The sequence below is a fragment of the Modicisalibacter coralii genome (assembly GCF_004117855.1).
Taxonomy (GTDB): domain Bacteria; phylum Pseudomonadota; class Gammaproteobacteria; order Pseudomonadales; family Halomonadaceae; genus Modicisalibacter; species Modicisalibacter coralii.
Window position 1 is genome coordinate 1 of record NZ_QWBW01000040.1, and the last position, 20,535, is coordinate 20,535.

At 62.5% G+C, this 20,535-nt stretch carries 14 protein-coding genes; 10 read left to right on the forward strand and 4 right to left on the reverse strand.

The genetic code is table 11. The features are described from left to right. Positions 1-148: 148 nt before the first annotated feature. The 7 genes from D0901_RS18335 to D0901_RS18360 all read left to right on the forward strand — a co-directional run bounded on the left by D0901_RS18335 (position 149) and on the right by D0901_RS18360 (position 8,100). Positions 149-766 carry a TetR/AcrR family transcriptional regulator gene (locus D0901_RS18335; RefSeq protein ID WP_203234903.1) on the forward strand — a complete coding sequence of 206 codons (618 nt, stop codon included), beginning with the start codon at positions 149-151 and terminating at the stop codon, positions 764-766. A gap of 35 nt (positions 767-801) precedes the next feature. Next, on the forward strand, positions 802-939 hold the full coding sequence (locus D0901_RS21000) for a hypothetical protein (protein WP_162500913.1): 138 nt from the start codon (positions 802-804) through the stop codon (positions 937-939). Positions 940-1,040: 101 nt separating this feature from the next. Next, complete coding sequence (locus D0901_RS18340) at positions 1,041-1,484, forward strand: GNAT family N-acetyltransferase (protein WP_129141778.1); 444 nt, start codon at positions 1,041-1,043, stop codon at positions 1,482-1,484. Positions 1,485-1,648: 164 nt separating this feature from the next. Then, positions 1,649-2,104, forward strand: a complete 456-nt coding sequence (locus D0901_RS18345) for a DUF427 domain-containing protein (RefSeq protein WP_129141749.1) — start codon at positions 1,649-1,651, stop codon at positions 2,102-2,104. A 133-nt stretch (positions 2,105-2,237) separates the two neighbouring features. Further along, positions 2,238-3,212, forward strand: a complete 975-nt coding sequence (locus D0901_RS18350; protein ID WP_129141750.1) for a DUF2971 domain-containing protein — start codon at positions 2,238-2,240, stop codon at positions 3,210-3,212. Between the two features lie 178 nt (positions 3,213-3,390). Beyond that, positions 3,391-7,209, forward strand: coding sequence for a hypothetical protein (locus D0901_RS18355; RefSeq protein WP_129141751.1), 3,819 nt, complete (start codon positions 3,391-3,393; stop codon positions 7,207-7,209). A gap of 96 nt (positions 7,210-7,305) precedes the next feature. Continuing rightward, positions 7,306-8,100 carry a DUF5677 domain-containing protein gene (locus D0901_RS18360; protein WP_129141752.1) on the forward strand — a complete coding sequence of 265 codons (795 nt, stop codon included), beginning with the start codon at positions 7,306-7,308 and terminating at the stop codon, positions 8,098-8,100. A 321-nt stretch (positions 8,101-8,421) separates the two neighbouring features. Here D0901_RS18360 and recD read toward each other — a convergent pair whose 3' ends face one another. From recD to recC, 3 genes are read right to left on the reverse strand one after another with little or no spacing between them, the layout of a single operon-like run. After that, on the reverse strand, positions 8,422-10,893 hold the full coding sequence (recD, locus tag D0901_RS18365; RefSeq protein ID WP_129141753.1) for an exodeoxyribonuclease V subunit alpha: 2,472 nt from the start codon (positions 10,891-10,893) through the stop codon (positions 8,422-8,424). Next, entirely contained in the window at positions 10,890-14,834 is a 3,945-nt protein-coding gene (gene recB / locus D0901_RS18370; RefSeq protein WP_129141754.1) for an exodeoxyribonuclease V subunit beta, read from the reverse strand. The genes recD and recB overlap by 4 nt, the downstream gene beginning before the upstream one ends. Further along, positions 14,831-18,481 carry an exodeoxyribonuclease V subunit gamma gene (gene recC, locus D0901_RS18375; RefSeq protein ID WP_129141755.1) on the reverse strand — a complete coding sequence of 1,217 codons (3,651 nt, stop codon included), beginning with the start codon at positions 18,479-18,481 and terminating at the stop codon, positions 14,831-14,833. Before recC ends, recB begins: the two co-directional genes overlap by 4 nt. A 195-nt stretch (positions 18,482-18,676) precedes the next feature. Between recC and D0901_RS18380 the strand changes: the two genes are divergently transcribed. Further along, positions 18,677-19,015, forward strand: a complete 339-nt coding sequence (locus tag D0901_RS18380) for a hypothetical protein (protein WP_129141756.1) — start codon at positions 18,677-18,679, stop codon at positions 19,013-19,015. A 19-nt stretch (positions 19,016-19,034) separates the two neighbouring features. Here the strand turns inward: D0901_RS18380 and D0901_RS18385 are convergent, their stop codons facing one another. Next, positions 19,035-19,529 carry a methylated-DNA--[protein]-cysteine S-methyltransferase gene (locus D0901_RS18385; RefSeq protein WP_129141757.1) on the reverse strand — a complete coding sequence of 165 codons (495 nt, stop codon included), beginning with the start codon at positions 19,527-19,529 and terminating at the stop codon, positions 19,035-19,037. Positions 19,530-19,756: 227 nt separating this feature from the next. Between D0901_RS18385 and D0901_RS18390 the strand changes: the two genes are divergently transcribed. Next, positions 19,757-20,047, forward strand: a complete 291-nt coding sequence (locus D0901_RS18390; protein ID WP_129141758.1) for a nucleotidyltransferase family protein — start codon at positions 19,757-19,759, stop codon at positions 20,045-20,047. Then, positions 20,040-20,396: a HepT-like ribonuclease domain-containing protein gene (locus D0901_RS18395; RefSeq protein ID WP_129141759.1), complete on the forward strand. Its 357-nt coding sequence runs from the start codon at positions 20,040-20,042 to the stop codon at positions 20,394-20,396. The genes D0901_RS18390 and D0901_RS18395 overlap by 8 nt, the downstream gene beginning before the upstream one ends. Positions 20,397-20,535 lie beyond the last annotated feature (139 nt).

Sequence of the window (20,535 nt, forward strand, 5' to 3'; positions counted from 1 at the left end):
GCAGCACCGCCGATGAGCAGTAGGGGGGCGGCTGACATGAGAAGTCTCCGAGTTGAATGAATAAAACCTACCATGAGTAGGTTGTGGTAACGCTAGCCTACTCATGGTAGGTTTTCAACATGCCAAAACACGAAGGAAAGGGTGGGCCGTGAAGCGCACGACACGCGAGACAAGAGAGGCAACGGGGCAGCGGCGGCTTTCCGGGCCCGAACGGCGCCGCCAGCTGCTGGATACGGCACAGCGCATCGTGCGCGAAGAAGGGGCGGATCGGCTCACGTTGGGTCACCTGGCGGCGCGTGCCGGGGTTTCCAAACCGGTCGCCTACGACCATTTCGGCACGCGCTCGACGCTGTTGATCGAGCTGTACAAGTTGATCGACCGCCGGCAATCGGACGCGCTTCGCGAGACGTTGACGAGCGAGGAGCGAAGCCTCGAGGAAACCGCCTCGCTGCTGGCGGCGGCCCACGTGCACTGCCATGCCGATACCAGCGGTGAGTGGCGTGCCATCGGGGCCGCGCTGACGGGGAGTGAAGAGAAAGAGACGGTCTACCAGGAACTGCTCGACAACTATGTCCAGCTGTTCGCGGCCGCGCTGAAGCCCTATTCCGCCCTGCCCGACGCGGAGCTCGACCGGCGCTGCATCGCCCTGATCGGCGCGGGGGATGCGATTTCGGCGGCAATGGTGCGGGGTAGCTGCAGCGAGGTCGAAGCGGCGGCAACGTTTGCCTCACTGATACGCGGCGGAGTGCAGGCGGCTACGCCCTGAGGATTCGTTTAGCGGTCTACGCTCAGCGCCTGTTGGTGCTGGGCGTCAGCCGCGTGGTGGACGGCCTGGTCACGCCGGCGATGTGCACCTTCACCACGCGCCTGCTGTGGCGCTGCAGCTACGAGACACCCGCGTTCCAGGCGTTCGCGGGTCAGTGCCTGGGGGAGGCATGATCCGCGTGCCCGTGTTCCCCCTTCATGATTTGACACCGGCAAGCGGCATGGCGTCTTTTATAGGCGCGGTAGCCATACATGACGCCAATAGTGAGTATTTGATGAAGGTCGAGAGCGCAGGGAAAGCAGACTATCGTGAGCTGCTGAATGTCTGGGAGGCATCGGTCAGGGCAACGCATGATTTCTTGCGCGAACAGGACCTGCTGGAGCTGAAACCACTGATTTACGAGCAGTATTTCGGTGCCGTCGATTTAACGTGCGTCAAAGGTGAGGACGGTGCGATTCTGGGTTTCTGTGGTGTTCACGACGGCAATATCGAGATGCTATTCATCGCACCTCATGCGCGCGGCGAAGGCATCGGCGCCTTGCTGCTGGATGACGCGGTAACTGCCAAGGGTGCCACCCGGGTAGACGTCAACGAACAGAACCCACAGGCGCTGGGCTTCTACCAGCACAAGGGGTTTGTCGTCAGGGACCGCTCACCGCTCGACGGGCTGGGCAAGCCCTACCCATTGCTGCATATGGAACTCTTGAACACGCCGTGACGTACCACGTCAGCAAGAGTACCGCACACCTAGGTAGATGCTGAGCAGACGATTCTCATGAGACTGACCTAGATCAAAAGCCTAAGTGAAATTGGCTTCAAGCGGTGGCATTCTGAATCCCTCGTTATAGGCTGAGATATCAGCCCACCAGCAGGGGACTGCCGATGGCCGACCGCACCGCTGAACCCCGCATTACCCTGCATCCGCATTCTCGGCGGGTGCGTATCCTTGCTGACGACACGCTGATCGCCGATACCCGCAATGCCATTGAGCTACGCGAGCGCGGTTATTCACTGAGACCTGAATTTCAAAAAGAGCTTCCGCGAGCAAGTGTGGATATGTCGACGCTCTCGGTGTCCTCCACCGTGACCCATTGCCCGGATACAACCTATGACTCGCTGCCCGATATTGATGATGAAGCTTGGAGCCATGAGTGTCCGATTGACGAGATGCAGTCGATTGCTGGGCGGCTTGCTTTCGATGCTAGGAAGGTGACGGAGCTTGTGGAATGGCGGCCGCTATCGACCCAAAGCGGCCATGCAGGAAAAGGCTGCCTGCACGTTCATCGGTGTTATGCAGCCGTCACTATGATTGGTGTTATACAGCCAAGCTATACTTAACGTGCCTATTTTTCAGTAAGTTATGGTGAAAGTAGCGTGCGGCATAATGTTGTTAAACGTGCCTGCGCGTTCAAGTCAATAAACGAGCGTGCTGTCTAATACCTGTTATGGCGTAGAGATTCTGGGAGTTTAAATGGAAGAAGATTGGATCCAAAATCTTCGGAGGTACTTCTTTAGCTACCGTCAGAAAGATCTCGACGTAGAGGCTGCGATACAACTTAAAAAACAGCATATTCCCAGAAGTCTCTACAAATACAGGTCAGTAAACGAATATGCTTTAAGCAACCTCAAAGAAGACTCTGCCTGGTGTACGCACGCTACTAACTTCAATGATCCTTATGACTCGTCCTTGTGTTTTGACTTTAGTAGCGGCTATATGGACTCTCTCTTTCTGAAGTCCATAGAAAAGCAGGCGAGTGGTAAAGGTGATAACTTCTTCACTGAAGACAACATGAATGTCTTGTCTACCTCAGATGATCCACTTAAGGCAATGATAGAGCTAGCCGCCAACCATGAAGGCTCATCTGTAACTCCGGACATGGTCGATAAGCTATATGAGGTGTGTAAAGAAGTCGCTGAAAATAACATCATTGAAATGAACGAAAGGTTCAATGCTGCAGTTAAGCAGGGCTATAAGATTTGTTCATTCAGCCAGCGCATGGATTCGATGCTTATGTGGTCTCATTACTCCGCTAACCATACGGGTTTCGCGATTGAATATGATTTTTCGGAGCTGCCTGTTACGGATATCAGGTCAAGGTGCTTATGGCCAGTGCTGTATGATGACGAGCTGTTTGATGCATCTGGTTTTTTCATGGAGAAAAGCCGAGAAGGCTCATTCAACAATCTTTTCGGAATAATATCAGCGATTCATAAGGCAAAAGATTGGAGCTATGAGCACGAATGGAGAATGATCATACCAATGAGTCCCAGTGATCCGCCGATGAACTATTATATGCCAGTGCCTAAGGCGGTATACCTAGGGTCCAAAATATCCAAAGAAGATGAAGGAATAATAGTGGACATCGCAAGAGCAAAAGGTATCGATGTACACCGAATGCGGTTGTCACACAATAGATTTCAGATGATACCGGAGATCGTTGACTGAGTTCGGGGCCATAACAAGGCCAGGCACAGCGACGGCTTTTCCGTTGCGGCTTCGCCTCCACTACAAAGCCGCGCGTGCTGGCGGCGTTCGGCGAATAGGTTCATCAATCACGCCTAATCAAAGGATAGAAATGGACGCTATCGCTATTCAGGCCATATAGATCTAAGGAAGTGTAAGCATGGACCACACCCACATCGTTCAAGCAGGCGACCTAGACCGTTACGCGCCTACAAGAGACAGCCAAGCGGTCATTCCAGAGCTTGTTTACTGGCTTGTTAAGCAGTCCTACTCAAATCTTGTCGTTTGTAGAATCCCTTACGGGGATGCTGTGAACCAGCCTGGTTGGGACGGCATGGTTGAAACAGATGAGGGGTTTCTCGAGTTCGTGCCAAAAGGTAAGTCGTATTGGGAAATCGGAACTGGAGCCGACCCTCAGAGCAAGGCAACTGATGATTTCAGAAAGCGAACCGACGAAATCGATGATAAGGAACGCGCAGATTCCTCGTTTGTGTTCGTGACTCCCCGCTCATCGGGCTCAGGGGGTTGGAACGAACCCGAGCAAACGAAGTGGTTGGAACGAAGGAAAGATAAAGGATGGAAACTGATTCGAGTCATAGACGGCGTTAAGCTCGCCGATTGGTTAAGAGAATATCCTGCCATCGGAAAGTGGTTAGCAAAAAAACTGAATCTAACGGGGAATCTCGGAGGGCTATCGACTGCAACCGAACACTGGGACGATCTAATTGCGGAGTGCGCTGCTGACGATCCGCCCTTCCTGCCCAAACTATTTACCGTCGGAAGGCCAGGGGCATGTGAGGCGTTGCAGGCACTATTTGAAGGAAAGACGCAGGTTCTCATGCTCTTCGCCGAGAGTCCGCAAGATGTCGCCGATTTCGTCTCGGCTTTTCTTGCGGGGCTGGACCCGGACACATCTGGGACCTTCAGCAATCGTTGTCTTTACATTAACGACGAACAAGCTTGGCGGAGTATCGTTGAGACCCGATCCCCTCACGTTCTAGTTGCGGACCCTCGCCTCGGGCTGGAAACCGAGGAGGGTGCAGCACTTCAGTCAATAGCCCGTCGTAAGGGCCATGCAGTGGTCGTGCCTCTTTGTGGCGCATGGTCAGGGAGTAGCCCGGAAATCCTAAAGCTGAGGAGTCCGTCGCAATCACAAATCGAGTCGGTTCTCAAAGAATCAGGATACACCGATATACGCGCCAGAGAACTTGCCAGGATTGGAGGCGACCGAATTTCCGCTCTTCGCCGCCATCTGCGAGGCTACGGAACTCTGCCGCCATACGCCACATGGGACAATGCGACTCTCATCGCGCAAGCAGGGCTAGTTGGGAAATGGGATGGATCAAGCCCCGCAGATCGCTCCGCCTTGGAAATGTTGTTGGGAAAAGGGTACGGGGAGTGGATCGAGATTCTGAGACCTGACACGCTTCGTTCGGACTCTCCCCTGATTCAAAATGACGAAAAGTGGCGGTTTGTTGCTCGTGGTGAAGCGTGGGGTTCTCTCGGGGGTCGGATTACCGATGATGATCTAGATAGGTTTAAGAAGACGGCGGTTAGTGTCCTGGGGGAGCGAGACCCCAAGTTTGACCTTCCCAAGGAAGAGCGATTTGCCGCGAGTATTCATGGCAAAGTGCTCACTCATTCACACCTGATTAGGAAGGGAGTTGCTGAGACACTGGCATTGATTGGAAGTCGTCCAAAGGTATTGACTTCGTGCAGCGAAGGGAAAGCGGAGTCCACCGCTATCCTAGTTGTGCGCGATTTATTAAACAAGGCGAGCTGGGATCGCTGGGCTAGTCTGGATTCAATTATGCCGCTTCTAGCAGAAGCTGCGCCCGACGAGTTCCTCGATGCGGTGGAGTCTGTTCTTGTCGATCTAGAAAACACACCCTTCCATAAGATCTTTGCCGAAGAGGGAGGAGGTGGATTGGGCGGCTGGAATTATATGAGCGGACTTCTTTGGGCGCTAGAAACCTTGGCGTGGAGTCCCGAATTCCTCTCCCGCGTTTCAGTGATTCTCGCCGATATTGCCTCATTCGATCCCGGTGGGAACTGGGCGAATCGCCCTTCGAACTCGTTGGCAGATATCTTCTTGCCATGGCATGTACAGACCACAGCGCCATTTGAAAAGCGTAAATCGGCCGTTGAGGCTGTGATAAGGGAACAACCCGTTGTGGGTTGGAAGCTTCTTTTGGCGCTATTACCGCACACCCACGGGTTCACCAGTGGGTGTCATCGCCCTGTCTGGCGTGACTTCATTCCGAGGGATTGGAAAGACGGTGTCCTAAGAACCGAATACTGGGAACAGATCACTGCCTTCACCGACCTCGCCGTTGCCCTAGCAAAGAGTGATTCAGGTAAACTCTGCGAGCTTATCAAAAGGCTATCTGATTTACCAAAGTCAGCTCACGAAAGCCTGCTCGAACACCTGAGCTCGGATGCGGTTGTATCATTGCCTGAGGCGGATCGCCTGCCTCTTTGGGAAAACCTCGATGAGTTGGTTAGGCACCACCGGAAATTTTTCGATGCAGATTGGGCACTCCCAGAGGATGCGGTCAACAAGATCGCGGAAACTGCGCAAACGCTAGCACCAACCTCGCCTGCATTTAAGTACCATCACCTTTTTGGTGGCAGGGATTTTGATCTGTATGACGAAAAGGGAAATTACGATGAGCAGCGAAAGCGACTCGATGAAGCACGACAAACTGCCATTACTGAAATCATAGGTGACAGTAATGTCGATGCCGCCTTTAACTTCGCTGCAATGGTCGCCGCTCCTTACGAAGTAGGTCGAGCGCTCGGCGTGATCGCATCCGATGAAATGGAGGGGTCGATACTGCCCTTGCTGTTGGATTCTGAGGACGACATAACGGCTCGAGTAGTTGCCGGATTCATTTGGGCTCGCTTCTGGAAACTCAAGACTGAGTGGGTGGATGCAGTTCTTGGAAGAGCGTGGTCTCCAGAGCACCAATCTAAGTTCCTAACCCTCCTTCCTTTTGAAGAGGAAATATGGAATAGGGCTTCATCGCACCTGACCGCCTCTCACGAGGCACTGTATTGGAAAAATGCGAAGGTAAATCCCTACGGCCCAGATCGCGACTTGACGGTAGCTATTGAAAAACTGCTTGAATATGGACGCGAAGGGGCGGCAGTCATGTGCGTCGCTCGCACGGCAGATGATAGGTCGCAGTTCAATGAATCTCTCGCCACGCGCACTCTTCTGGCGGTCCTTGGGAGTGAGCGCGGAATTGAGGAGTTGGACAACTACCGGACGGTTGAATTGATAAAGCATCTTCAGGAATCCGAAACGGCTGACAAGGACTCTCTTTTCCGAATTGAATGGAATTTTCTCCCGTGGCTGGATCGATTCTCATCTGGATCACCGGTCACTCTGGAAAAGCGACTTGCCTCTGATCCAGCTTTCTTTGCGGAAGCTATTGGGCTCGTTTTTCGCTCAAAAAATACCAACGCGGATGATTGCGACGATCCTGACGAACAGAAGAAGCACCTCGCCAAGAACGCATACAAACTTCTCACGGAATGGAAGCGTTGTCCAGGAAGCCAAGATGATGGAACGTTCAGCGCGGAGGTGTTTAACGTGTGGCTCAACGAAGCGCGTAGGTTAACAGAAGAATCAGGACATGCGGAAGTTGCTCAGATTCAAATTGGCCATGTATTAACCTGTGCTCCCCCGGACCCCGATGGATTATGGATTCATAACGCGGTCGCTACAGCGTTGAACTTTCGCGACACAGGGGAAATGCGTTCTGGCTTCACTACTCAACTCTTCAACGATCGTGGAGTTCATGGATTCACTCACGGGCAAGAGGAGCGCAGGCTTGCGAGCGAAAATCGGGAGAAGGCGGAACAGCTCGATTCCAAAGGCTATACGCGGTTTGCTACGGCAATGCGCGAGTTCGCTGAACAATATGAGCGACTGGCTGAACGCGAAGCTAAGCGCGACCCATATGAAGACTGAGGAAATCAAGCCGAACAAGGCGCTGCACCGGACGGCAATTCCGCTGCGCTCCATTGCCGCCGGTGAGCTTTGGCGTTATGTTTCATGGAGAGTGCGGTGAAGATAATAGGTAGTGGTTACCTCTCACCAGTCGGCCAAGCTGTGGCGGCTGAACTCACATCCTCCAATCAGGCCGGCTTTGACGCGCTGCTTGAAACAATCGGCAGCTTTCGTTGCTTTGCATCTTCTCGTGAGGTTGTCAGCCAGGAATCGGTAGCAGATAAGCAGAAAGTCATCAGCCTGATATTGGCAGTTCGGCTTCTGGAAATTGCAGAAGCTGCATACGTTGTGATGCAGCATGGCATGAGCACCGAGGCGGATAGTCTGTTCAGAACATTTTTAGATGCATACTTTGTTTTCGGAAACGTGTGTTCCAACGAAAAGTTTGTGACTGAGTTCTTCAAGTCGGATGAAGCCAATCGTTTGAAGCTGATCAACGCCGATAGAAAGCACTCGACGGATTTGTTCAAGCCAGCAAACGAGGGCATTTCCGAGAAGCACAGGACGGACCTCAAAGCGAGGGTAGAGGGAGAGAAAATCCAGGCATTCAACAGCTACAAATATGCTACGGATATTGGATGCGAACACATTTACGACAGTATGTGCCGGATTGTCAGCGCTGCTGCACACACTACGCCAAGGGCGTTGGTGGACTATGCAGAGGAAGATGCAGCCGGCAATGTACTGTCAGCAAGAGATGGTCCTTCAGAAGGGAGCATTCCGCAAAGACTTCACGAATTCGCACATTTCTTGATCCAAGCCCTGAGTGGGTTACAGGAGGTCTTCGGCTGCATCAACGAAGCTGAGATCAGCCGCCTGACCGAAATGCTAATGAACGTGCCGAAGAAATGAAACATAACAAGCCGCTGTTGCCGGACAATTTTTCCACCGCTTTGCGGCTCCAAAAATGCCGCAAAGCTCTGCGTTATATTTGGGGAGTTCACACGAAATGGCGACCTTAATTGATAACTCTACAATATCCAGCGTTCAACGTGCGTTGGGATTCGTTCCAATCTCTGAACCAAATCTCGGCGGATGCAGCTTCTGAGTGCAACACCGTCAATGCATTGATGACGGAGCCTCATGGTACTGCACCATCAGTTCTCTCTTAATTTCAATCGGATGCTTGAAGTCGAAGCGCTTTGCGGACACATTTTGAGACCGAGTGCCATTTCATTTAGTCCCTTCTGACTGTAGATCACTCCCCAACCCACTCACCCGCATCACCCGTCTCTGCGCCGCGTCCATCAACTGGCCGCGGCCGGTTTCCACCAGCGTCAGCCAGTGGCGGGCGCGGGTGATGCCGGTGTAGACCAGCTCCCGGGTGAGGATGGGGTTCGGCGCGTCGGGCAGTACCAGGGCGGCGTGGGCGAACTCCGAGCCCTGGGACTTGTGCACCGTCATCGCGAATACCGTCTCCACCGCTTGCAGGCGGCTGGGCAGCACCCACTTGATGCGCTCGGTGCCGTCACCGGCGGGGAAGGCCACTCGCAGCAGGCGGCGGTTGTTATCGCCGGGAGTTGCATCGGGGCGCGGCATGTCCAGCGTGATGCCGATATCGCCGTTCATCAGCCCCAGGCCGTAGTCGTTCTTGGTCACCAGCACCGGGCGGCCTGGGTACCAGCGCTGACGACCGTCCTGGCTGTCGATCAGCTTTTCCCGTTCCAGCGCCTGGCGCACCCGCTCGTTCAGGCCTTCCACGCCCCAGGGGCCACGGCGCAGCGCGCACAGCAGCTGAAAGTCGCCGTGGGCCGCCAGCACGGCGCGGGCCCAGTCATCGAATTGTTCCTGATCCGCATCGTCCGCCGGACGCCGCTCGGCCATTACGCTCAGAAAGTGGCGGTAGCCCACCGGGGGCGGCAGCGTTTCGCCGTTATGCTCGCGGCCCTGGCCGCTGCGGGGAAACTGCTCGGGGCAGCCGCTCACCGCTAGGCGGGCCAGGCCGCGTTCGTCGTCGTCGGAAAGCTTCAGGTGCGAGAGATCCGCGAAGCCGTGTTTGAGCGCGTCACCGATAGCGCGGCGCTTGGCGACGGGCTCGGCATCCTGGTTGATCGCGGCGGCCAACTGGCCGATGCCGCTGTCGGCGGTGAAGCGGTGGCTGACGCGCAGCATGGCGATGGCCTGGTCGAGTGGCTGGCCATCTGTGTCCAACGTCTCGTTTGGCAGCGGTTGGCCGGTGGCCTGGGCCAGCCAGTCGGCGGTGGCCGGGGTGTAGTGGCCGCCCTCGGCCCGGGCGCACAGGTCGCCGAGTATCGAGCCGGCCTCCACCGAGGCGAGCTGGTCCTTGTCGCCGAGCAGCACCAGTCGCGCCCGGGGCGGCAGTGCCTCGAGCATCGCGGCCATCATGCCCACGTCCACCATCGAGGCCTCGTCCACCACCAGCACGTCCAGCGGCAGCGGATTGTGGCGGTCGTGGCGGAAGCGTCGGGTGTCCGGTCGAGATCCCAATAAGCGGTGCAGGGTGCTGACGTCCTTTGGAATGACATCGCGCAGCCGCTCGGGATCGCCGGTCAGGCCGCCGAGGTCGAGCCGGGCCACCTGGCCGGCTATGGACTCGTTGAGCCGGGCGGCGGCCTTGCCGGTGGGCGCGGCCAGGCGGATGCGCAGGGCTTGTCCGCCTTCATCCGTTTCTTCACCGAGGGCCAGCGCCTGGAGCAGGGCGAGCAGGCGTACCACGGTGGTGGTCTTGCCGGTGCCGGGGCCGCCGGTGATCACCGCGAAGCGCGAGCGGCCGGCCAGGGCGCAGGCGGCCTTCTGCCAGTCGATCGCTTGTGAGGCATCGCCCCGGTCGGGGAACAGGGCATCGAGGATCGGGCGCAGTCGGGAGGGATCGTCGCGAACAAGTTCGCTCCCACCACGCGTTGCGGCCATCTTGCCGCTGCCCGTGTCTTCGCCGGTGGGAGGGAATTTATTCCCGATAGCGGCGTGCTGGGTGGCGGATTCATCGCGAACAAGTTCGCTCCCACCACGCGTTGCGGCCATCTTGCTGCTACCCGAGTCTTCGCTGGTGGGAGGGAATTTATTCCCGACAGCGGTGGGCTGGGTGGCGGATTCATCGCTAACGAGTTCGCTGCCACCATGCGCGAGGCTTTTCCCGCCAGCGGCCAGACGCGCATTCAGCGCCCCGTGAATGTCGCGCTCGTACTGCCAGTAGCGGCGCAGGTAGAGGCGGGGGCGCGCGGTGGAGTCGTCGAGCACCAGCGGGGTGCTGCCGGGCCCAATGGTGACCAGTTCGGGCTGGTCGAGAGCGGAGCGCCAGGCGTCCAGTTCGAGCGTGGCCATCACCCGGCTGGGTAGTGGCGGCGGGTCCTCCAGGCTGTCGCCCTCCGGCGGCAGCGAGAGCGCCAGGTCCGGCGTGGCCAGCGTCTGGGCCAGGTCCAGGCAGACATGACCACGGCCGAGCTGGTGGCTGGCCAGTGCCGCCGCGAGCAGTAGCAGGGGCGAGGCCTCACTTACCCCGTTGGCCGCCGTCGCCTCGCGATGCAGGAAGGCGGCGAAGGCGCGGTCCAGCGAGCGCAGCCAGCCGCGATCCACCCAGCGGTCGAGCAGGGCGAACAGCGCCGCGTGATCGGCCAGCGCGTTTTCGGGCGCTTGAATCAGCGACCGTCCTGGGGCGGTGGCGTGGTTGGGGGTATCCGGGGTCATGCGGCGGCCTCCTCGGCGCGGAACAGGGCATCGAGCGCGAGGATCAGCTCGCTCGGCGGGCGTTCGGCGTGCACGCCACGGGAGGGTGCGCGGGTGCCGCGCAGGAAGACGTAGAGCGCCCCGCCCAGGTGGCGCTCGATGTCGTAGTCCGGCAGCCGCGCCTCGAGCAGCCGGTGCAGGGCCAGCAGGTAGAGGCAGTACTGCACGTCGTAGCGCTTGTCGAGCACGGCCTCCGCCATCGCCGCCGCGGTGTAGGCGGCGTCGTCCGCGCCCAGGTGGTTGGACTTCCAGTCGAGCACATGGAAGCGCCCCTCATGTTCCACCACCAGGTCGATGAAGCCCTTGAGCATGCCGTTGAGGGTGTCGGGTTCGAGCGCCGGTCTAGAGCGCCCACCGAGTGTGTGAGTGCTTACGAGGGCGTCCAGCCGGCGGGTGTTGACCTGGTGGGCGGCGAACCAGAACTCCAGCTCGATCCGGTAGTCGGTGGCGCGATCCAGGGCGTCGAGACGCAGCGGCGAGCCTTCGCCGGGCATCGGCAGCGGCGTGCTCAACAGTTCCGGCAGCCACTGTTCCAGGGCGGGGATCTGGCCCTCCCAGCCGCGACGGTTGGCGCGCCGTGCCAGGGTGTCGGCGCGCAGCGCGTCGTCCTCGGCCACTCGGGCGAAGCCTTCCTCGCCGGCCCATTCCAGCAGGCCGTGCAGGAAGGTGCCCGCCGAAGGCCCGCGAGGGAAGCGGTGAAGCGAGCCCTCGCTCACCGTGGTGGCGGCGGCATCGAAGGGCTCGTCGAGCACCTCCAGGGCGGTGGCTTCAGTGGCGGTGGTGGGCTCCGGCGACGGCTCGGCCTCGGCGGCGGGTTCGCTCTCGTCATCCGGGGTGGCGCCCGTGCGCAGCGCCGAGTAGCTGGCGATCCACCAGTGCTCGCGGATCGCCCGGGTGGGCGCGCGGGCCTCACCGAGCGGTGTGTCGTCGCTGGCGAGCTGGACCGGCGTGGCATCGGCCTCGGGGGCGTCGCGTACCGTGACCATCGCCTCGTGATTGCCGGTGTCGTCGTCGGTCGCCAGGGCCTCGAGCGTCGGGCGCAGGGATTCGGGCGTCAGCGCCTCGCCGCCGGCAATCAGGTGGCCGATGGCGCTGCGCTCCATGGCCTCCAGAGGCGCCAGGCCGAGCCAGGTGGCGTGGCGGGCGCGGGTCAGGGCGACGTAGAGCTTGCGCAGGTCTTCGCCCAGGCGCTCGTGGTCGGCGCGGGCGAGGGTCGCCTCGTCGGCGGAGAGCGTCAGACGCAGGTGGCCGTCGTCGTCGTGCCAGCGCAGCGGCAGGTCGCCGACCTTTACCGGGCGGAAGGCGGCGATGAAGGGCAGGAACACCAGCGGGTACTCCAGGCCCTTGGACTTGTGAATGGTCACTACCTGCACCAGGTCGGCGTCGCTCTCCAGGCGCAGGCGGTGGGTGTCGGACTGCGCCTGCGGGTGCGCCCGGGACTCGGCCAGAAAGCGCAGCAGGGCGTGTTCGCCGTCGATCTCGGCGCTGGCTTCCTGCAACAGCTCGCCCAGATGGAGCAGGTCAGTGAGCCGTCGCTCACCCTCGGGCACCGCCAGCAGCCGGCCGGGCACGGCGAAGTCGGCCAGCAGCCGGTGCAGCATGGGCAGCACGCCACGGCGCTGCCACTGGCGGTGGTAGTCGCGGAACTGCATCACCCGCGCCTCCCAGGCCAGCTCGTCCTGCTGGGGGCCGCCGTTCAGGGCGTCGAGTTCGGCGAGGCTCAGGCCCAGGCTGGGCGTGGCCAGCGCGGCGCGCAGGCAGCGCTCGTCGTCCGGCGCGGCGCAGGCGGCCAGCCACACCTCCAGCTCGGCGGCGGCCTCGGTCTCGAACACGCCTTCCTTGTCGGAGAGGTAGACGCTGCGGATGCCGCGAGCCAGCAGGGCGGCTCGGATGGCGCGGGCCTCGCTGGCGTTGTTGACCAGCACCGCCAGGTCCGACGGTACCAGCGACGTGAGTTCTCCGTTTTCGAGAAAGCCCGTCTGCCCGGCCTGGCCCTCGCGCAGGAGACTCGCCATCTCGCTGGCGCAGCGCCCGGCCAGTTCCTTGAGGTAGGTGCCCTTGGCCAGCGTTTCGTCGCTGGCCAGGTGCCAGAGCGTCAGCGCCGGTTGGGGCGCGCCGTGACGAACCAGGGCATCCTTTCTGCCATTGGCATCCACGGGGAAGAAGGGAACGGGGTTGTCGTCACCGCGCCGGAACAGGAAGGCGCCGGATTCGCTCTGCTCGGCATGTTCGAACACGCGGTTGACCGCCGCGACCATGGTTGCGGCGGAGCGGAAGTTGGTGCCCAGCGTGACGTGGCGACCGGCGGTGTCGCGCCGGGCCTGGAGGTAGGTGTGAATATCGGCGCCGCGGAAGGCGTAGATCGCCTGCTTGGGGTCGCCGATCAGCAGCACCGCGCTATTTTCAGCGCCCGACGCCGCGCTATCGCCTCGATTCGCCGCCATCTTATAAACCCGGTCGAACAGCCGGTACTGCACCGGGTCGGTGTCCTGGAACTCGTCGACCAGCGCCACCGGGAACTGCTCGCGGATGCGTGCGGCCAGGGTCTCGCCGGCCTCACCCTCGAAGGCGGCATCCAGCCGGTGCAGCAGGTCGTCGGGGCCGAGTTCGGCGCGGCGGCGCTGCACGGTCTCGCGGCGCGCGGCCATCCAGTGCACGGCATGGGCGAGCAGGTCGGCGAAGGGATCGGGCAGCTCGGCGAGCTTATCCGGCAGCGCTTCCAGGGCCTCCAGCGCCGGCAGGTTGGGCACCGGGTCTTCCTTCCAGATCTCGGCGATGCCCTCCGGCGTCAGGCGTTTCCAGGCGGCGTCGGTCAGCGTCGGTTCGGCAAGCTCCGGGTCGCTGGCCCAGTCGCGCAGGGCGGCGATCCAGTTGGCGCGGCTCTTGGCATTGAGCTTGCGGGCATCGAAGGCCTTGCGGCCGTTGGCTTCCTCGAGCAGTGCCTCCAGCTCGTCCAGCCAGGCCGGCCAGGGCGCCTTGAGCTCGGCCAGCGCGGCGGCGCGTTGCTCACGGTAGTTGGCCAGCGCCTCGGCCGGCGGCGGCGCCGCGGGCAGGGCGGCGGCATGGGTGCGCAGCCGGCCGGCGGTGTCGTTCAGCGTATCCGGCGTGGTCCAGTAGCGGGCAACGATCTGCAGCGCCTCGGGGTCGAGGTCGTAGTAGAAGCTGCGCCAGTAGTCCCGGGCGATCTCCAGGTCCATCTCCGACTGGTCCAGCGACATCTCCAGGGCGAACAGGCTGCCGCTGTCGAAGGCGTGCTCGCGCAGCATGCGGTGGCACCAGGCGTGAATGGTGGAGACCGCGGCCTCGTCCATCCACTCGGCGGCCAGCCGGAGGCGGCGGGCGCAGCTCGGCCAGCTCTCGCGCGGATAGCTATCGCGCAGGGCGATCAGCGGGTCGCCGCCCGGCGGATCGCCGCTGGGAGGCGCATCTTCTTCAGGTCGCGAGTTATCCACCGTTGGTTCGGCGAAGAGGTCGCCTGTCTCTTGCGGCGCTATGTCGGTGGCAGGTCCTCGCGGAGGCGCTGTGAATCCTTCCCTGGACGCTACATTCGACATCCCTGTCGAATGACCTCCGCTTTGACCTGCCCCCGGCGCCCCGTCTTCGTCGATTGGTTGGAAGGCGTCTGCGGCTTCCACCAGCCGGGCGCGGATGCGATCGCGCAGCTCCTGGGTGGCGGCGTTGGTGAAGGTGACCACCAGGATCTCCGGTGGTGTCAGCGGCCGCGGGAAGCTGGCTGCGTCCGCTTCGTCGCGTGGACCAAGCACCAGGCGCAGGTAGAGCAGGGCGATGGTGAAGGTCTTGCCGGTCCCGGCGCTGGCCTCGATCAGCCGGCTGCCGGTGAGCAGCAGGGCAACCGGGTCGAGGCGTGGCGTCTCGGCGGCCTGGGTGGCGACATCGCTCATTTCTTGCCTCCCTGGCCCTTGCCGTCGTTCTTGTCGTTCTTTTTATCGCCGCCGCTCTTGGCCTTCACGGCACGATTCTTCACAACATCATGCAGCGGGGCGTAGAGCGCATTGGTCAGCTCGGTGAAGTGCCGCCCGGCGGCCCGGTGGCGTACCAGGCGCTCAAAGTCGCGCCATTGGCGGGCCAGATACGGATCGCGGTCGCGTTCGCCGGGCGTGTAGTCGTTGCCCTCGAACACTTGAACGGCGGCCTTCCAGGCCTTGAGGTCGGCTTCTTCTGCCTTGTCTGTCTGTGAAGAGCCTTCATCACCGAAGACCCGGGCCAGGGCGCTCTCGTCGCCGCCCTTCTCGTGCCAGGCGAAGGCGGTGTCCCGGGCTAGCGGCAGAGGTGCGGTCATGCCGGCGCGCCAGGCGCGGGCGATGGCCTCTAAATGCTTGCGGGCGGTGTCGGGGTCCAGCGGCGCCAGGGTGCCGCCGCCGGCGCGGGAGAGCAGCACCGTGGTCATGGGACCTAGGGCAAGCTGGCCGGCAAGATGCGCGACCCAGGGGGCCAGCCAGTGCTTCCAATTGTATTTGCCCTTGTTGACCAGGCTGCTGGTCATCAGCACCAGCCGGCAGCGCTCGCCGTCTTCGTTTTCGCGCAGGCCGTCCAGCCAGTCCTCCACGGCCAGCGTGCCTTCGTTGGTGGCCAGTTCCAGCGATACGGCAGCCGGCGTCTCCCAGGCGTGGGGCCAGGCTTCGAGCTGGTCGGCGTAGTCGCCAAGTACCTTGTCCAGCGGCTCGACCAGTTGCTCGCGCATCAGCTCGGCGAAGCCGCCCATGGCCAGCCGACCCTCGCGCGTGAGGCGCTCCAGGGTGTCGTGGATGGCGGGCGTCGGCGGCTCGGCTGCGTCCACGGCGCGACGCCCGGCTTCGATCAGCGCCTGCTGGAGTTGCCAGTGGTCCAGGCCGTCCAGGGCAAAGGGCTCGTGGTCGGGGCTTTCCAGCGCCTCGCGCTCCAGGTAGACGCCGAGGCGGGAGGTGAAGAAGGCCTTCACCGGGTCCTTGAGGAAGCCACTGAGACGCGCCAGTGGCAGCGCCGTGTCGATCTCCATCGGTGGTAGCTCGCCGTCGACGGCGGCTTCGGGAGATGAATGGCCGGCATGGATCGCTCGCCATTCATGAGCATAGGTATACAGGCCTCGCTCGCCGGTAAAGTAGTGTCGGCTGAACGGCTGCAGCGGGTGCTCGGTGGTCAGGGCGTCGACCAGCGCCGGGCCGGCGGTGTCTTCGTCGCTGTGGCCAGCGAGCGTCCAGCCGGCGGCGAGGTGGTCGCGAAGCTGGCCGAGCAGCACCGAGGGCGGGCGCGGCTCGTTGTCGTGGATGCTGCGGCCGACCCAACTGATCATCAGGCTGTCGCGGGCCGAGAGCAGCGCCTCGAGGAACAGGTAGCGGTCGTCCTCGCGGCGCGAGCGGTCGCCGGGGCGGTAGTCCTGGCCCATCAGGTCGATGTCCAGCGGGCGCTGTACGCGTGGGTAGTCGCCGTCGTTCATGCCCAAGAGGCAGACGTGACGGAAGGGGATGGCGCGCATCGGCATCAGGGTGGCGACGTTCACTGCACCGGCCAGGAAGCGCTGCGAAAGATTGGCCTCGTCGAGCTGGCCGAGCCAGTGTTCGCGCACCACCGAGAGCGGCAGTGCTTCGGTGAGGCCGGCGTCCTCGGTGGTCTCCTGCCAGTCTTCCAGCAGCTCGCCCAGGCGGTTGAGGGTGGCCAGGTCGGCCTCGTCCTCGGCGGCGAAGCACTCACTCAGCAGGTCGCGCAGGCGGCGGCACCAGGTGGGAACGTCAGCGGGCTCGCTAAGCGCGCGCCACTGGGCTTCGAGGGCATCGAGCAGGTCCATCAGCGGGCCGGCAAGCGCGGCCTCCAGGCCGCCGATGTCACCAAACGGCTCGATATCGTGCCAGGGGCCGTCTGATGTGTCGCCGACGGCATAACCCAATAGCAGCCGGCGCAGGCCGAAGGCCCAGGTGTTGGCGGTAAGCCCGCCGGGCAGGTCGAGCCGGGCGCGCTGCTCGGCGTCGAGCCCCCAGCGGATGCCGGCGCCCTCGATCCAGCGGCGCAGCACCGGCAGGTCGTCGGCGTCCAGCCCGAAGCGCCCGCGCAGGGCGGGCACCTCCAGAAGGTCCAAGAGGTCGCTCACCGTGAGCCGCGATTCCGGCAGGTGCAGCAGCGCCTCCAGCGCCACCAGCAGCGGCTGGCGGTGGCGGCTGGTCTGGTCGGAGAGCGTGAAGGGAATATGGCGCGGGTCGTCCGGCGCCAACCGGCCGAACACCGCCTGCACGGCGGCGGCGTAGGTGTCGATGTCCGGCACCATCACCAGCACGTCGCGCGGGCGCAGCGTGGGGTCGTCGTCGAAGGCGGCCAGCAGCTGGTCGTGGAGGATCTCGACCTCGCGCAGGGCGCTGTGGGCGACGTGGAAGCGCAGGCTGTGATCCTGGGCCGGGTCCACGGTTGGCCAGGCCTCGCGGGTTTCCTGGGGCGGGCGCAGTTCGAGGATGTCGTCCTGTAGTTGCTGCAGCAGCCCCGGGGCCTCGACGTCGGCGGGGGAGTCGAAGAGGTCGATGCGCAGCGCCTCGGCGTCGAACAGCGCCCGGTAGGCGTCCTGGTCGTCGAACTCGTCGAGCAGGCGCAGGTAGTCGCGGCCCTGCTTGCCCCAGGCGGCCAGCAGCGGCTGGGCGTGAAGGTGCAGCTGGGTGTCGTCGAGTTCCAGCGGCATGCCGGGGCGGTGGCGCTGGCGCCGGCGGGCAGCGCGCAGCAGGTCCTTGTGCTCGATGATGTCCGCCCAGTAGTGGCGGCAGGGGTTGTGCACGCAGAGCAGCACCTGGGTGACCCTCGACACCGCCGCCAGGGCTTCCAGCGTCTGGCGGGGCAGCGAGGAGATACCGAACACCACCACCCGGCGCGGCAGTCCAGTTGGTCTCGTGTCGGGAGTGAGTTCGCGGCAGGCCTCGAGAAAGCGGGTATGCACCCAGGCGCGGCTGGTGGCCAGGCCTTGCTCGCCGATGTCGTCGCGCAGCCACCGCCACAGCGCCGGCTGCCAGCATTGGTCCTCGGCCAGCGGCCGGGCCTGGCCGCGGGCGTCGATCAGCTCGTCGCGGCCCGCCGCCCAGGCGGTGAGCCAGTCGGCGCGGTAGACCTGGTACTGGTCGAACAGGTCGGCCAGGCGCTCGGCGAGCTGGTGGCGCTTGCGCAGGTCATCGTCGTCGGCCAAAAAGCGAGCCAGCGGGGCGAAGGTCTCATCGTCCGTCAGCTCTGGGATCAGACGCATCAATCGCCAGATCAGGCGCGGCTTGTCCAGGGGCGAGGCCGGCGGTACGGCCTCGGCCCCCAGCACGGCGCGGTAGGCCTGCCACAGATAGCGGGCCGGCAGGGTGACGTCCATCGCCGCGGCGATGCCGGCGCCGGCGGGCGGGTCGGCGGCCAACGCCAGCTTCAGCCACTGGCTGATGCCATTGCTCTGCACCAGGATCACCTCGTCCTCGAGCGGCCCCAGCGGGTGATTGCGCAGCCACTCCACCGCCAGGTCGCGCAGCGCCTCCAGGCGATTGCCGTGGATCACCATGAAGCCGGGGCTGAGCTCGGTTCCCTGGGCGAGACGGAGGGGCATGGCGAATCCTTCACGGCGATGAGACGGGGCCTCAATGGTGCCGCAAAATGCCGGGGGCATGAAGCGGGCAGAGGCCGTGGATGAACATCCGTGGTGGGCACGCGGTGAGAAGACATGCCAGTCTTTCCTGATGGGCATCGTCTACCCATGCCTTGCCTCGACTGGCTTTCTTGACGGGTTGGAGACAACTGCATCATGAACTCATCGACACCGCTGACCACGCCGGACGGCCGCTACATCGTGGTCCGTGGCCGCCTGTGGCGATGCACGAACCCCGAGCTGCCCGAGCCGCAGCGCCAGCACTGGGTGCAGCAACTGATGCGGGCCCGGCGCGCCGTGGCCCAGGCGAAGCGGGCGCGGGATCCGCAGGCGGAGCGCGAGGCTCGCGACGAGGTCGACGCCGCCAAGCGGGCGCTGGGCGAGCGCGGGCCGGTGTGGTGGCAGGACGGCGCGACGGATTACACCCGCTACAAGGCGGCGAACACGCCCTACGCGGAGTGGTACGCGACCACACAGGCCACGCGAGGCGATTGAGGCACTCGCGGTCGTGGCGCTAGCTCAGCGCGAAGGGAATTTCGCCGGCCTCATGAGCCAGCAGCCATTGCTTGCGGCCGATGCCACCGGCATAGCCGGTGAGCCGGCCATCGCTGCCGATCACCCGGTGGCAGGGCACCACGATGGCCAGCGGATTCCTGCCGTTGGCCGCGCCCACCGCGCGCTGGCCGCCCTTGCAGCGCAGCTGTTCGGCGATTTCGGCGTAGCAGCGCGTCTCGCCGTAGGGGATCGTCGCGAGCGCCTCCCAGACGCGGCGCTGGAAGTCGGTGCCCTCGGGTGCCAGCGGCAGGTCGAAGGTCCGACGAGTGCCGTCGAAGTAGCCGGCGAGCTGGTCGCGGGCGCGCTCGGTGATCGGGTTGGGACGCGCCGGCGCGTCGGCGTCCATGACGAAGGCGATTTCGGTGAGGCCGGCGGTGGTGGCCCGCAGGCGGATCAGGCCGAGCGCCTCGACTTCCGGCGGCTGATAGTAGTCCAGGGCGGTGTCAGTGCTCATCGGCTTGGCTCCTTGGGTCTGGCGGGGCGGGTGCCCGAGATGGGCTGCCGGGTCAGGTCGCGCAGCGCCTCCAGGCGCTTGCCGTGGATCGCCATGATGCCGGACTGTAGCGAGGCGGGCGAGTGGCCGGGTATGACGATCCTGGTGGCTGGATAATGGTGCTCCAGCGAGCGTCGGGAGCCAAGGTGCCAAAGCGTGCTATCGTGACTCGAGCGGAGGTGGCGACGATGAACCGAGCCGAGACGTTACGAGTGTTGCAGGACCACATGCCGACCCTGAGAGCGGATTACAGTGTCAGGGATCTGGCGCTATTCGGTTCGCTGGCCCGCGATCAGGCGGGATCCGGGAGCGATGTCGATATCCTGGTGACGTTCGATGGCCCGGCGACGTCGTCGCGTTACTTCGGTGTGCAGTTCTATCTGGAGGATCTGCTGGGGCGGCGTGTCGATCTCGTTACCGACAAGGCGCTGCGTGCCGAACTCAGACCCTTCATCGAGCGTGAGGCCTTGCATGTCTGACGCTCGCCCCAGGCGCGAATGGCGTTTCTATTTGGATGACATGATCGGCTTCGCCGAGAAGGTGTCCATCTACACGGAGGGACTCGATCAAGTCTCGTTCGTCGCTGACGCGCTCACCTACGATGCGACATTGCGCAATCTCGAGTTGATCGGTGAGGCGGCGACGCGAATTCCGGACGAGGTACGCGCTATGCACACCGAGATTCCCTGGCGCATGATCATCGCGACACGCAACCGGCTCATCCATGCCTATCTGGGTATCGACGACGACACGGTATGGAGCATCGTTCGGGATGATATTCCGGTTCTGCTGGTGTCACTGAAAGCCTTGAAACAGCATTACGAGTAACCGGCAAGGCTATGCGCTTCTCGATAGGGCCTGCTTCCCGTCATGAGGCCCGACTCCCAGCATCGCGAAGTCTTCCGCGCCGTCGTCGATGTGCACCGGCGGCAGTGGTTTCCCTGGCTCACCTTGATGTCGGGTTGCA